This is a genomic window from Nonomuraea cavernae (assembly GCF_040655715.1).
In the GTDB taxonomy this organism is placed as follows: Bacteria; Actinomycetota; Actinomycetes; order Streptosporangiales; family Streptosporangiaceae; genus Nonomuraea; species Nonomuraea cavernae_A.
The window spans coordinates 117,588-130,916 of the sequence record NZ_JBFAKL010000010.1 but is presented as its reverse complement, the minus strand read 5'-3'; the positions used below and the strand labels follow the sequence as shown (position 1 = coordinate 130,916).

The following is a 13,329-nucleotide window of genomic DNA, read 5'->3' as shown; positions in this document are numbered from 1 at the left end:
TGCTGTAATGAGCGCGGTCGCGATCACGGCTTTCAGCCGGTCCCCCTGCTGACACAGGGCGCACCAGCCGGTCCCTCTGGCGAGAGTGGCCGGAAAATCGCCGCACATCTCGGTATGGGTTACCCGTGACAGCCTCGCCACCGAGGTTCACCGTGACGGCATGCTCACCATTCGCGCACGCCGTCTGTTCGACGGCCGGAACATGCACCACGACCGGGTGGTGACCGTCGCGAACGGGCGGATCACCGCCGTCACCGGCCCCGGCGGCGCGGTCGCCGGCCAAGGGCGGCCCGGCATGGTCGACTTCGGGGGCGGGTCCGGCGTCCCGTCCGAGATCGTCGATCTCGGGGACGCCACGCTGCTGCCCGGTCTCATCGACTGCCACGTCCACCTGGCGTTCGACGCGAGCCTCGATCCGCTGGCCGGGCTGGAGGCGCCGGGGCTGATCGACCGGATGCGGGAGGCCGCGCGCCGGCATCTCGCCGCCGGGGTCACCACGGTCCGCGACCTGGGTGACCGGGACTTCCTGGCCCTGCGGCTCGGGCTGGGCGCGGCGGGTCCGGAGATCCTCGCCTCGGGGCCGCCGATCACCACCACGAAGGGGCACTGCTGGTTCCTCGGCGGCGAGGCCGACGGGGAGGAGGCCGTCCGCGAGGCCGTACGGGAACGTGCCAGGCGCGGCGTACACGTGATCAAGATGATGGTCACCGGGGGCGAGATGACGCCCGGCACGCACTCGCACCGGCGCCAGTACGGAGCGGCCGAGTTGAAGGCGGCGGCCGACGAGGCCCACGCGCACGGCCTGCCCATCACCGGGCACACCCACTGCGCCGAGGGCACCGCGTACGCGCTGGAGGCCGGTTTCGACTCGGTCGAGCACTGCTCGTTCTTCACCGAGGACTTCATCGAGGTGGACCACGGACTGCTCGCCCGGCTGGCCGCTTCCGGCATCGTGGTGTCGATCACCGCCGGGCTGGCTCCAGCCGCCGCGCCCCTGCCGCCCCGGATGCTGCACCTGCTGCCCGCCCTCCGGGAGTCGCTGCGGGCGCTGGGCGCCGCCAGGGTGTCGTTCGTGATCGGCACCGACGCCGGCATCGCGCCGGTCAAGCCGCACGGCGTGCTGCCGTACGGGGCGCAGATGCTGGTCGAGCACGGCTTCGCCCGGCTCGACGTGCTGCGGTCGATCACCTCGACGGCGGCGCGCCACTGCCGGGTGGAGCACCGGAAGGGCCGGATCGCCCCGGGGTTCGACGCCGACCTGGTCGCCGTGGACGGAGACCCGCTGGCCGACATCACCGCTCTCCACCACCCCATGGCCGTCTTCCGGCAGGGCCGGCACGTCTCCGCCTGACCCGGTCGCGCCCTTCTGGTGGCCGGTCCGGTGACGATCGACACCGCCGCGACTTTGTCTATCCTTTTTTCCTATATGACCCATTCGTCCAGGTAACTCCGCGTGGATGGGTATGCTCCATCTGTAGTCAGGACCTCGCCGGCAGCGGCGGGGTCCTCGTACATCACATTCAAGGTCAGTCCCGTCGGCCCGAAGCCGACGATCCATACGTTCGTCCTGTCTCACGCCGTGTGAGGCACCGCTGCCGGATCGCCGCCAGGCGCCGCCGGCCGCCTTCCCAGGACGGGGGCGGCGAAGCGGCTACATCCTGGTGCGAGGCGAAGGCCATCCCATGGAGCGCCTACGCCATAGCGATCTTCCGTCCGCGCTGAGAATGCGCCAGTGTTGGTGTCAGTTTCCCCCGCGACAAAAGGAGTGCAGTGGCCGATCCAGTGACGATCGACACCAGGGGCAGTGATTTCGCTCAACTGGTCAATAAGATCACCGAAGCGGGTCTGCTCAACCGGCGCCCGGTCTACTACACGGTCCGCATGTGCCTGGCCGCGGCCGTCTACCTCGGCGGTTGGGCGCTGTTCGTGTGGGTCGGCGACTCCTGGTGGCAGTTGCTCGTCGCCGTGCTCATGGGCGTGATCTTCACGCAGTTCGGTTTCCTCGGACACGACCTGGGCCACCGCCAGGTCTTCAGGACCCGCCGGCCGAGCGACAACCTGGGGCTGGTGGTCGGCAACCTGTGCATCGGGCTCGGCTGGGGCTGGTGGAACACCAAGCACAACCGGCACCACGCCAATCCCAACCACGAGGACCACGACCCCGACGTCTCGCCCGCGGTGATCGTCTGGTCGACCGACCAGGCGCGGAGAAGCAATGGTCTGCCCCGGTTCATCGCCAAGTGGCAGGCGTTCTGGTTCTTCCCGCTGCTCACGCTGGAGGGGTGGCACCTGCACGTGGCCAGCTTCAAGTCGCTGGCCAATCCCGCGATGAAGCGCCGCCGCCTGGAGGCGATCACGCTGGTCGCGCACGTCGTGGCCTACCTCGCGCTGGTCTTCACCGTGCTGCCGGTGGGCCTGGGCGTGTTGTTCCTGCTGGTGCACCAGGGCGTCTTCGGCCTCTACCTGGGCTCCACGTTCGCGCCCAACCACAAGGGGATGCCGATCCTCACCAAGGACGACAAGCTCGACTTCCTTCGCAAGCAGGTGCTCACCTCGCGCAACGTCAAGGGCGGCCACGTCCTCGATGTGGCGCTGGGCCAGCTCAACTACCAGATCGAGCACCACCTGTTCCCCAACATGCCGGCGCCCAACCTGCGCAAGGCGCAGCCGATCGTCCAGCGTTACTGCGAGGAGATCGGCGTCAGCTACCTGGAGACAGGGCTGTTCGAGTCGTACGGCCAGGCGCTGCGACACCTGCACGAGGTCGGCGCGCCGCTCCGCTGATCCGCTTCGAGGGTGTGCCGCGGCCGCCCTCGACGCGCTTCAACTCCGCTGGAGCCGCTGCTGGAGGTCGGCGCGGCGGCGTTCCAGGTCGGCGATCAGCTCTTCCCGCTCGTCGGCCATGGCGATCATCGCGCCGGTCTCGATCTGGTCGGTGACTCCCATGTCACCGATCTGCTCGCGCAGCTCCCGGTTCTCGGCCCGTAGCCTGGCAAGATCCTCTTCGACCTGCAGAAGTTCGTCCTCAGTGCTCATCTCTCCGCTTTACCCAGCTACGGGCCCGCCGCACGCGTGTGGAGAATGGGCGTATGCCGAGGATGTCGTCCAGCACGGTCGTGTCGCTCGTAGTGGTCGCCGTAGCGCTCGTGGGCACGTTCCTCACCCCCCTGATCTGGCCGGGTGACGCGCGACCCGGCCCGCTCGACGTGCTGCTGCCACTGGCCGCGGCCGTCGGCACGCTGCTGCGCACGCGGCAGCCCGTCGCGGCGCTGATCATCGTGACGGCGTCGGTGGTCGTCTACTACCCCTTGGCCGCCTTCGACGGACCGCTCATCATCCTGCCGTTCGTCGTGCTGTTCACCGCCGCCGACCGGGGGCACCTCGTCGCCGCCATCGCCACCGGGGCGGCCGCGCTGCTGGCCATGGGGCTCGGCGAGACCGGCGACGTCAGGCACATCGACGACAGCGTGTTCCTGCTGATCACGGGCTGGGTCGTGGCGGCCATCGCGTCCGGCGGCGTCACCCGCAACCGGCGCGCCTACCTCCAGGAGGCCGAACGGCGGGCGGCCGACGCCGAGCACGGCAGGGAGGAGGAGGCCCGGCGGCGGGCCGGCGAGGAGCGGCTGCGCATCGCCAGGGAGCTGCACGACGTACTCGGCCACAACATCTCCCTGATCAACGTCCAGGCGTCCGCGGCGCTGCACGGGCTGAAGAGACGTCCGGAGGACGCCGAGGCGGCCCTGCGCACGATCAAGGAGACGAGCAAGGAGACGCTGCGCGAGCTGCGCACCACGCTCGGGGTGCTGCGCCAGGTGGACGAGGACGCGCCGGTCGCACCCGCCGACAGCCTGGCCCGGGTGAACGAGCTGGTCGGGGCGACGGGGCTGACCGTGCGCACCGAGCTGACCGGGCCGCTGGACGAGCTGCCCACCGAGGTGGACCTGGCCGCGGCCCGGATCATCCGCGAGGCCCTGACGAACGTCTCCCGGCATTCCGGAATCTCCACCGCTACGCTCGCCATAACCAACGAGTCCGGACATATTGTGATCCGCGTGGAAGATGATGGACCGGGCGCCTCGTACACCGAGGGCAGCGGATTCGGCTTACAGGGGATGCGCGAGCGCGCCGCCGCGCTGGGCGGCACGCTGGAGGCCGGCCCCCGGCCCGAGGGCGGCTACCGCGTCGTCGCCGACCTCCCTCTGAACGGGGCCTCGCGCCCGAAAGGAGCCCGATGATCCGCGCGGTCCTCGCCGATGACCAGCGTCTCGTACGGGCCGGGTTCCGGTCCATCCTGAGCGACGAGGACGACATCGAGGTGGTGGCCGAGGCCGCCAACGGCCTGGAGGCGGTGGCCGGGGCCCGCGAGCATCGGCCCGACGTGGTGCTGATGGACATCCGGATGCCCGAGCTCGACGGCCTGGAGGCGACCCGGCGGATCGTCGCCGACCCCCGGCTCGACGGCGTCAGAGTGATCATCCTGACCACGTTCGACCTCGACGACTACGTCTACGGCGCGCTCCGGGCGGGGGCCAGCGGGTTCCTGGTCAAGGACACCGAGCCGGCCGAGCTGATCCACGCGGTCCGGGTGGTGGCCAGGGGCGACGCGCTGATCGCGCCCTCGGTCACCCGGCGGCTCATCGCGGAGTTCGCCGCCCGGGTCACGCGTCCCGCGCCCGGCCCCGAGCTCCACTCGCTGACCGAGCGCGAACGCGAGGTCATGGCGCTGGTCGCGGGCGGGCTGTCCAACGACGAGATCGCGGCCCGGCTGGTGGTCAGCCCGGCCACGGCCAAGACGCACGTCAGCCGCATCATGACCAAGCTCGGCGCGCGCGACAGGGCGCAGGTCGTGGTGCTCGCCTACGAGGCAGGGATGATCACCCCGGGCTGGCTTACACCCTGAGTCGTACGCGCCGGGGGCTCGGTGATCCCCAGGATGTACGGCAGAGAGCATCCCCTGGTCCGACGCGGTAGCGGGAGCCGTACGGACATGATCTGCGCATGGAAACCGTGGACCTCGCCCGCCTGCAGTTCGCGCTCACCGCGGGTGCGCACTTCCTGTTCGTGGCGCTGACGCTCGGGCTGGCGACGCTGGTGGCCGTGATCCAGACCAGGGCGACCGTCACCAACAGTCCGGTGCACCTGCGGATGACCAGGTTCTGGGGGCAGCTCTACGTCATCAACTACGCGATGGGCATCGTCACCGGCCTCGTGATGGAGTTCCAGCTGGCGCTGTCGTGGAGCGGGCTGACGGAATACGCGGGCAGCGTGTTCGGCGCGGCGCTGGCGATCGAGACGCTGGTGGCGTTCTTCATCGAGTCCACCTTCCTGGGCCTGTGGATCTTCGGCTGGGGCCGGCTCAATCGGTGGGTGCACCTGGCCGTGATCTGGGTGGTCACCCTGACGGCCTACGCCTCGGCGTTCTGGGTGCTGGTGGCCAACGGGTTCCTGCAGAACCCCGTGGGCCACGAGCTGGTGGACGGCACGCTGCGGCTCACCGACCTGGGCGCGATGGTGGCCAACCCGGCGGCGCAGGTCGCCTTCTACCACGTGCTCGGCGGCGCGATGGTGACGGCCGGCTTCGTCATGGCCGGCGTGAGCGCCTACCACCTGCGCAAACGCACCGCCGAGCAGGAGCTGTTCCGCAAGTCGCTGCGTGTCGGCGTCGGCGTGGCGCTGCCGGCGACGCTGTTCACCGCGGCCATCGGCGGCATCGGCTTCGACACCCTCCAGCCGGCCAAGATGGCCGCCTGGGTGGGCGACACCGAGCGCCTGGCCAGGGTGCAGGCGGAGATGGTGGCCGCGCACGGCCCCGGCGACTACCTGCCGCCCCTGGGCTGGGTGCAGGGTGGCGCGATCACCATGCTGGTGGCGTTCGCGATCATGTTCTTCGTTTCGGGGCCGAGCCTGCTGCTCATGCTGTTCCGCCCTGCCGTCCGAGGCTTCCGGCCGTGGCACTGGCTGCTGACCGCGATGATCCCGCTGCCGTTCGTCGCGATGCTCGGCGGCTGGGTCTTCCGCGAGATGGGCCGCCAGCCGTGGACCGTCTACGGCCTGCTGACCACGGCCGAGGCGATGTCGCCGGTGACGGACGGGCAGATGAGGTTCTCGCTCGCGGCGTTCGTCACGGTGTTCGCCGTGCTGGTCTCGGTCAACTACTGGCTGCTGGCCAGGGCCGCCCGGCTCGGGCCCGAGGCCGTGACGCTGGGCGACCGGCCGGCCGAGGCCGCCCCCTCCCCCGTCCTGACCTTCTGAGGAGCCGTCATGGAGATCTTCATCCTGGCCTTCTTCGCGCTCGGCTACCTCGTGCTGGCCGGGGCCGACATCGGCGTCGGCATGCTGCTGCCCTACCTCGGCCGCTCGGGCGCCGAGCGGCGGGTGGTGATCGCCGCGATCGCGCCGTTCTTCCTCGGCAACGAGGTGTGGCTGGTGGCGACCGGCGGCGTGCTCGCCGGGCTCTTCCCCGAGCTCGAAAGCGAGCTGATCACCGGCCACTACAACCTGGTCGTGGTGCTGCTGATGTCCTGGGTGATCCGCGACATGGGGCTGTGGCTGCGCGGGCGGCTGCCGACCGCGGGGTGGCAGCGCTGGTGCGACGGCGCGGTGGTGGCCGGCAGCTGGGGGCTGGCGCTGAGCTGGGGGATGCTGCTCGGGCACGTGCTGACCGGCATCGACGGACCGCTCGCGGCGCTGCCCGCGCTGGTGGTGGCCGCCCTGTTCGCGACGCACGGGCTGACGTTCGCCGCGCTGCGGCTGCACGGGGAGCCGCACCGGAGGGCCTCCATGCTGTCCGGCGGCGCGGGCGAGGCCCGCACCTTCGCGCTGACGGCGACGGCGCTCGCGGTGGTCGGCGTGCTGGCGGGCCTTCGCCTGCCGCTGTCGGCCGGCTCGGCGAGCGCGGTGCTGGTGCCGGTGATCCTCGCGCTGATCCCGCTGCTGGTGGCCGCCCAGGCGTGGGTGTGGTGGACGTTCCGCCACCGCGTCACGGGCCCGTCCTACTTATGAGCGAATGAACCTTATGAGGGAATGAACGGATCTGTCCGGATGCTGTCCAGGCACATGACGGTACGTGAGCTACGACTGGTCGTGACGGCCGAGGACTATGAGCAGGCACTGGAGTTCTACCGCGACACCCTCGGGCTGCCCGAGCGGGGCGCCTTCGCCTCCCCCGACGGCGGCCGGGTGACGATCCTGGAGGCGGGGCGGGCGACGCTGGAGATCACCGATCCCCCGAACGCCGCCTACATCGACGAGGTCGAGGTGGGCCGCCGGGTGGCGGGGCACATCCGGGTGGCGTTCGAGGTGGACGACTCGGCAGAGGCGACGGCCCGGCTGGCCGGGGCGGGGGCCACGGTGATCGCCGAGCCGACCCGGACCCCGTGGAACTCACTCAACTCCCGCCTGGAAGGGCCGGCCGGGTTGCAGCTCACGCTCTTCGAGGAGCTGGGGTGACCGGGCTCGTCGAGGAGCTGGGGTGACCAGGGCTCCCGAGGAGCCGGGGTGACCGGGCGCGGCTGACGGCGCCCGAGCGTTTGTAGTCGGGGTGTTGCCGGCGTTGGTCAGCCGCGACACGTCGACGGGGTCGCCGGGGGCCAGCTGGTTGAAGTACTTGGCGGAGTACTCCAGGTACTCCTTGAGCTGCGCCCCGGTCAGCTTGATCGCCAGCAGCGTGTTAGGAGGACATGCCGTTGTCGCCGGCGTGCACGGTCACCACGACCACGTCGGCACCGTACCGCCTGATGACGGGCACCCACTGCCTGGCCGACTCCACCAGGTCGGTGAAGCGCAGTTTGCCCTCGACGTTGGCCTTGTCCCAGATGGCCACCCCGGGTTCGTCAGCCCGAGCTACTCCCCCTTGACCTTCATCGGGAACCTCCGAGGACACCCCCGCCTTCAGGCGGGGGAGGAATCGGACCCCTGCGGAGCAGGGCAGGGCTAGGCGGACCGCCGTCAAAACGCCGCACGACACCGCACGGTTCGGTAGTGTGTTCGACGGTGGCGATGACCAAGCCACTGGACGAACGATCGGAAACATCCTCGCCGCAGGGCTTGCGGAGAGGCGAAACGCCTGTGGAGCCGGTGTAAGACCTCAACGAGAGTCCTCTCTCGGGCGGGCGACCGGCGGTGAAGCAGGAAGCCCAACCGGCGACGGTTGGAATCCCGGCCCTTCAAAGCCGGGAGGATGTCAAGGTCTTGATGACGAACTGCTGGTAGGCGGGCCGCCCCGAGACGGGCGTTCATGGCCTTGGCCATCGGGTGGGTCCGGCCGGTCTGAGTGACCGGCTCGACCTTTGCCCGGTATGTCGGCAGCTATCCGGCTACGGGTTGCTGGACTTGGCCGAGGCGTCCTCGGGGGCGATCTCCGGCTCCGAGGCGCGCAGCCAGCGGCAGCCGTGCGGCCCGAGCGGCAGGTGGGCGACGCCGCGGTCCGAGATCTCCGCCGTGCCGTCCACCAGGAGATCGGTGAGCACGCAGTTCTCCAGGCCGTCGAGCTTGAGGTCCACGTCCTGGGCCGTGTCGCTCAGGTTGTGCAGCACCACCACCGTCGCGCCGTCGGCGTCGCAGCGGTGGGCCAGGACCGCCGCGCTGCCCGTGTCCAGCACGGTGTACTCGCCCCACGCCAGCTCGGGGCACTCGCGGTATCGCTCGATGAGCAGCTGGAACCAGCGCAGCAGCGAGTCGGTGTCGCGCTTCTGGTCCGCCACGTTCACGCGGTCGGGCGCGAACGCTCCGCCGGTCATCTCGCGGTCCGGCATGGTCATGCTGAAGCCGCCGTCGCCGGACCACTGCATGGGCACGCGCACCGCCATGCGCCCCTCCGCGTCGAGGTTCTCGCCCATGCCGATCTCCTCGCCGTAGAAGAGCACGGGGGTGCCGGGCATGGAGAAGAGCAGGCTGTAGGCCATCTTGATGCGCCGCAGGTCGCCGCCCATCATGGTCGGCAGCCGCCGGCGCAGGCCGCGGCCGAAGATCTGCATGTCCTTCTCGGGGCCGAACGCCTCGAAGACCTCCTGACGCTCCTCCTCGGTCAGCTTGTCCAGCGTGAGCTCGTCGTGGTTGCGCAGAAACACCGCCCACTGGCAGTCCTTCGGCGCCTTCGGCCGCTCCCGCAGCGCGGCGGCGAGCGGCTCGGCCTCGCCCCTGGCCAGCGACAGCCAGGCGCGCTGCATGGCGATGAAGTCGAAGCACATGCTGAGCTGGTCGCCGAGCCCGTTGCCGAAGTACTCGACGAGCTGGTCGTAGGGCAGGTTGACCTCGCCGAGCAGCACCGAGCCGCCCTGCCGCCTGGTCATGAAGGCCCGCAGGTCGGCCAGGAAGTCGTGCGGGTCGCCGAGCTTCGGCTGGACGTTCTCGATGAGGAACGGCACGGCGTCCACCCGGAACCCCGACAGCCCGAGCTCCATCCAGAACCCGAGGATCCTGGTGATCTCGTCGCGCACCGCCGGGTTGCCCACGTTGAGGTCGGGCTGGTGGCGGTAGAAGCTGTGCAGGTAGTACTGCCGCGTCTTCTTGTCCCACTCCCAGACGCTGTCCTCCTTGTCGGGGAAGACCATCTCCTCCGGGTCGGGCTCGGGCTTGTCCGACCAGACGTACCAGTCGCGGTACGGCGAGTCCTTCCCGGACCGCGCGTCCACGAACCACGGGTGCTGGTCGGAGGTGTGGTTGACGACGAGGTCGGCGATGACCCGCAGCCCCCGGTCGTGCGCGGTCCGCATGAACTCCACGAAGTCGCCGAGCGTGCCCAGCCTCGGGTCGATGTTGTAGAAGTCGGTGATGTCGTAGCCGTCGTCACGATTGGGGGTCGGGAAGAACGGCATCAGCCAGAGACACGTCACCCCGAGCCCGGCGAGATAGTCGATCTGCTGAGTCAGACCTCGGAAATCACCGATGCCATCGCCGTTGCCGTCTTTGTAGGTCTCCACGTCGAGGCAGTAGATGACGGCGTTCTTCCACCACAGATCAGAGGTATAGGTCAGTCGCATGGCCCGCCCGCTACCCCCTTGGGGCACGGGCATGCGGTCCTTACCGATCACCTGCGGGTTCGTGTGACACGTTCTGAGTCCGTGACGGAAGAGATACATCCGCTATCTCCCCAATAACGGGATTAATCAATACGTTCAGGAGACGCGCGCATCTTCGACCCGGGTCCCCCAACGTTTCCGAGGAGCAATTCATGCGTTCCCGCTTACGTAAGGGCATGATCGGCGCGGTCGTCACCGTCGTCGCGCTGTCCTCCGTCGCCTTCGCCGGCCCGGCCAGCGCCCACCCTGGCAAGGACGCCGTCGGCAAACTCGTCAAGGCCGTCTCCGGCAAGCACGTCAAGCAGCACCTGCGGGCCTTCCAGGCGATCGCGAACGCCAACAACGGGACGCGCGTGTCCGGCACCCCAGGTTTCGACGCCTCCCGCGACTACGTGGCCAAGAAGCTGCGCAAGGCCGGGTACAACGTGACCATCCAGCCGTTCGAGTTCCAGTTCGAGGGGTACGTCACGCCGCCGGTCCTGGAACGAACCAGCCCGGCTCCCAAGGCGTACACCTACGGGTTCTTCAGCGACTACGTGGCCATGGGCGACTCGCCCGCCGGCTCGGCGACTGGCACGATCCAGGCCGTCGACCTCGTGCTGCCGCCCGGCCCGGCGGCCAACAGCTCGACCTCAGGCTGTGAGGCGACCGACTTCACCGGGTTCGTCCCCGGCAACGTCGCCCTCATGCAGCGCGGCACCTGCAACTTCCGCGTCAAGGTGGACAACGCCATGGCCGCGGGCGCCGCCGGCGCCATCGTCTTCAACGAGGGCCAGGAGGGTCGTACCGAGGTCGACCTCAACCCGGTCCTCGGCGGTCCCGGTGTGACGATCCCGTCCTTCTTCACCAGCTTCGCCGTCGGCCAGGAACTGGCCGCCACCGCGGGCACCACGGTCAAGATGAACTGGGACCCGATCTCCGAGGTCAGGACCACCTACAACGTGATCGCCCAGACGAAGAAGGGCGACCCGGCCAACGTGGTCATGGTCGGCGCGCACCTCGACGGCGTCCAGGAGGGGCCGGGCATCAACGACAACGGCTCGGGCAGCGCCGGCATCCTGGAGGTCGCGCTCCAGTTCGCCAAGACCAAGCCGAAGAACCAGGTGCGCTTCGCCTTCTGGGGCGCCGAGGAGTTCGGGCTGCTCGGCTCCGAGCACTACGTGAGCACGCTGACGGAGGAGGAGCGGGCCAAGATCGCCCTCTACCTCAACTTCGACATGATCGCCTCACCCAACTACACCTTCGGCATCTACGACGGCGACGGCGACGCCTTCGGCACCGCCGGTCCTGAGGGCTCGGCGCAGATCGAGGAGGACTTCGAGAAGTTCTTCGCCGGCCGCGGCCTGCCGTTCACCGCGTCTGCGTTCACCGGCCGCTCCGACTACGGGCCGTTCATTGCCGCCGGCATCCCGGCGGGCGGCCTGTTCACCGGGGCCGAGCAGCTCAAGACCGCCGAAGAAGCCGCCATCTTCGGTGGCACGGCGGGCATCCCGCTCGACCCCTGCTACCACAGCGCCTGTGACGACATCCGCAACATCAGCGACAAGGCGCTGGACGTGAACTCCGACGCGATCGCGACCCTGGTGGCCACCTACGCCGCCAACACCGGCACCATCGGCGCCGCCACCGCGTCCGCCCCGTCCTCGGCCCGCTCCTCGACCGCCCGGGGTCACGCCCCGGCCGAAGCGCTGAGCTGACCCCATCCCTGGCGCCCGTACCTGACAGGTACGGGCGCCTACGCGCGTGTACGTCCTCCCAGGTGATACGGCCATCAGCCACGCGAGAGCCACCGAGTTTGATAAGTTCAATTGAGTCCCGAGAAGGCTTATCAAACTTCGGATCCAGCTTCCGGACAAGGAGTTCAGTGGCGGGCAGAGGTCGCCCAACCCGGGCCACGGTTTACAACAGACTCGACCGAGCTCTCCGGGAACTCAACCAACGGTACGGCGGCCTTCCCAGCCCCACAGAAGCACAGGAGATCTGGGCCGACATCTGGCACTTGGAAGCCCACCATTCGACTGCGCTGGAAGGCAACACTCTGGTGCTACGAGAAGTCCAAGCCCTACTGGACCAGGGACGTGCCGTCGGCGCCAAGCCACTGCGCGAGTACAACGAGGTCCAAGGCTACGCGGCGGCCGCGCGGTGGGTCTATGGCCAGGCACTGGAGCCAGACACCTGGCATGACGGTCAGCTGATCAGCCTGAACGAACTCCGCCGTATCCACCACATGTCGATGACACCGGTTTGGGATGTGGCCCCTCATCCGAACGCCACAGACCGCGAGGCGCCCGGCAACTTCCGCGAACACGATATCCACCCCTTTGCCGAGGGCATGACGCCACCGTCGTGGGCTCTCGTTCCGGCCCAGACCCAGGGGTGGGTGGACGAGGTCTGTAGATCTGGGAAGAAGATCGAGGCCCAGGACGATCTTGGCTACCCTCTGCCAGAGGAACTGGCCAGGATGCACAACTCCTTCGAGCGGATTCATCCCTTCATCGACGGCAACGGGCGCACCGGCAGGCTGGTGCTCAACCTGATTCTGGTGCGGCTGGGATATCCCCCCATCATCGTGTTCAAGCAGCAGCGCGACAGTTACCTGTCAGCCATACGCCAGGCCGACACCGGGGATTACGGGGCGTTGGGCGAACTGATCGCCCGCGCGATGGAGGACAACCTTAATCGATTCATCGTACGCAACGTGGCTGGTCCGGCCCGGATGGTCCCCTTGGCAGCGCTGGCTGACGACGAGTTCACCGTCCACGCATTGCGTCAGGCCGCCCAACGGGGTCGGCTCAACGCAACTCAAGGCGCTGACGGTGTCTGGCGATCATCACGTAAGTCGGTAGACGCCTACCGCGCTTCGAAGCACAGGCACCGGTCCAGGAAGTCGGGAGACGGCACGAATTGAACCTGATAGGTGCTCCCTAACCCTGCGGGGACCGTGGTTCGTTGGGGTTGGGGTGATATAAGGCGACAAGTCGGGGCATTCAACAACCCACTTCGTCACGTGACCACTAAGGTCTGACCGACACGGATCTCCCAGGAGGACCCCCATGAGCGACTACACGATCACTTTCGACCTGATCGACGCCGACAAGGACGGCCGCATCTCGGCCGACGAGCTGGTCCGGCTGATGGAGGCCCTCGGGCAGCCGATCACGTTGGAGGCGGCTCAGGCCGGGGTGGAGAGGCTCGACCAGGACGGCGACGGGCTGATCGACGTGACAGAGTTCGGCGCCTTTCTCCAGAAGTGACAAAACAAGCACTTGCTATGCAAATCTTCTGTCGCCTAAGTCACAATGGCGGCAGG

Annotated in this window: 13 protein-coding genes; 10 read left to right on the top strand and 3 right to left on the bottom strand. The window is 68.7% G+C overall.

The window, feature by feature from the left end; all coding sequences use genetic code 11:
- Positions 1-160 precede the first annotated feature (160 nt).
- Both AB0I38_RS16960 and AB0I38_RS16955 read left to right on the top strand, forming a co-directional pair.
- Positions 161-1,351, top strand: coding sequence for an amidohydrolase family protein (locus tag AB0I38_RS16960; protein ID WP_358468020.1), 1,191 nt, complete (start codon positions 161-163; stop codon positions 1,349-1,351).
- A 530-nt stretch (positions 1,352-1,881) separates the two neighbouring features.
- Complete coding sequence (locus AB0I38_RS16955) at positions 1,882-2,784, top strand: fatty acid desaturase family protein (protein WP_358468532.1); 903 nt, start codon at positions 1,882-1,884, stop codon at positions 2,782-2,784.
- Positions 2,785-2,823: 39 nt separating this feature from the next.
- Here AB0I38_RS16955 and AB0I38_RS16950 read toward each other — a convergent pair whose 3' ends face one another.
- A complete protein-coding gene (locus AB0I38_RS16950) occupies positions 2,824-3,036 on the bottom strand; it encodes a hypothetical protein (protein WP_358468017.1) in 213 nt (70 codons plus the stop codon).
- A gap of 53 nt (positions 3,037-3,089) precedes the next feature.
- On the opposite strand from AB0I38_RS16950, the gene AB0I38_RS16945 reads away from it, so the two are divergent.
- From AB0I38_RS16945 to AB0I38_RS16925, 5 genes are all read left to right on the top strand, one after another.
- Positions 3,090-4,235: a sensor histidine kinase gene (locus tag AB0I38_RS16945; protein ID WP_358468014.1), complete on the top strand. Its 1,146-nt coding sequence runs from the start codon at positions 3,090-3,092 to the stop codon at positions 4,233-4,235.
- Positions 4,232-4,900 carry a response regulator transcription factor gene (locus AB0I38_RS16940; RefSeq protein ID WP_358468011.1) on the top strand — a complete coding sequence of 223 codons (669 nt, stop codon included), beginning with the start codon at positions 4,232-4,234 and terminating at the stop codon, positions 4,898-4,900. The genes AB0I38_RS16945 and AB0I38_RS16940 overlap by 4 nt, the downstream gene beginning before the upstream one ends.
- 98 nt (positions 4,901-4,998) lie before the next feature.
- Positions 4,999-6,252 carry a cytochrome ubiquinol oxidase subunit I gene (locus AB0I38_RS16935; protein WP_358468008.1) on the top strand — a complete coding sequence of 418 codons (1,254 nt, stop codon included), beginning with the start codon at positions 4,999-5,001 and terminating at the stop codon, positions 6,250-6,252.
- A gap of 9 nt (positions 6,253-6,261) precedes the next feature.
- Positions 6,262-7,002: a cytochrome d ubiquinol oxidase subunit II gene (locus AB0I38_RS16930; protein WP_358468005.1), complete on the top strand. Its 741-nt coding sequence runs from the start codon at positions 6,262-6,264 to the stop codon at positions 7,000-7,002.
- Between the two features lie 21 nt (positions 7,003-7,023).
- On the top strand, positions 7,024-7,449 hold the full coding sequence (locus AB0I38_RS16925) for a VOC family protein (RefSeq protein WP_358468002.1): 426 nt from the start codon (positions 7,024-7,026) through the stop codon (positions 7,447-7,449).
- Between the two features lie 220 nt (positions 7,450-7,669).
- Here AB0I38_RS16925 and AB0I38_RS16920 read toward each other — a convergent pair whose 3' ends face one another.
- Positions 7,670-7,822 (bottom strand): hypothetical protein, encoded by a 153-nt coding sequence (locus AB0I38_RS16920; RefSeq protein ID WP_358467999.1) that lies wholly within the window; start codon positions 7,820-7,822, stop codon positions 7,670-7,672.
- A 493-nt stretch (positions 7,823-8,315) separates the two neighbouring features.
- Positions 8,316-9,980 (bottom strand): alpha-amylase family protein, encoded by a 1,665-nt coding sequence (locus tag AB0I38_RS16915; protein WP_358467996.1) that lies wholly within the window; start codon positions 9,978-9,980, stop codon positions 8,316-8,318.
- Between the two features lie 191 nt (positions 9,981-10,171).
- Between AB0I38_RS16915 and AB0I38_RS16910 the strand changes: the two genes are divergently transcribed.
- The 3 genes from AB0I38_RS16910 to AB0I38_RS16900 all read left to right on the top strand — a co-directional run bounded on the left by AB0I38_RS16910 (position 10,172) and on the right by AB0I38_RS16900 (position 13,273).
- Positions 10,172-11,716 carry a M28 family metallopeptidase gene (locus AB0I38_RS16910; RefSeq protein ID WP_358467993.1) on the top strand — a complete coding sequence of 515 codons (1,545 nt, stop codon included), beginning with the start codon at positions 10,172-10,174 and terminating at the stop codon, positions 11,714-11,716.
- Positions 11,717-12,018: 302 nt separating this feature from the next.
- Positions 12,019-12,927, top strand: a complete 909-nt coding sequence (locus tag AB0I38_RS16905) for a Fic family protein (protein WP_358467991.1) — start codon at positions 12,019-12,021, stop codon at positions 12,925-12,927.
- Positions 12,928-13,072: 145 nt separating this feature from the next.
- Complete coding sequence (locus AB0I38_RS16900; protein ID WP_358467989.1) at positions 13,073-13,273, top strand: EF-hand domain-containing protein; 201 nt, start codon at positions 13,073-13,075, stop codon at positions 13,271-13,273.
- Positions 13,274-13,329 lie beyond the last annotated feature (56 nt).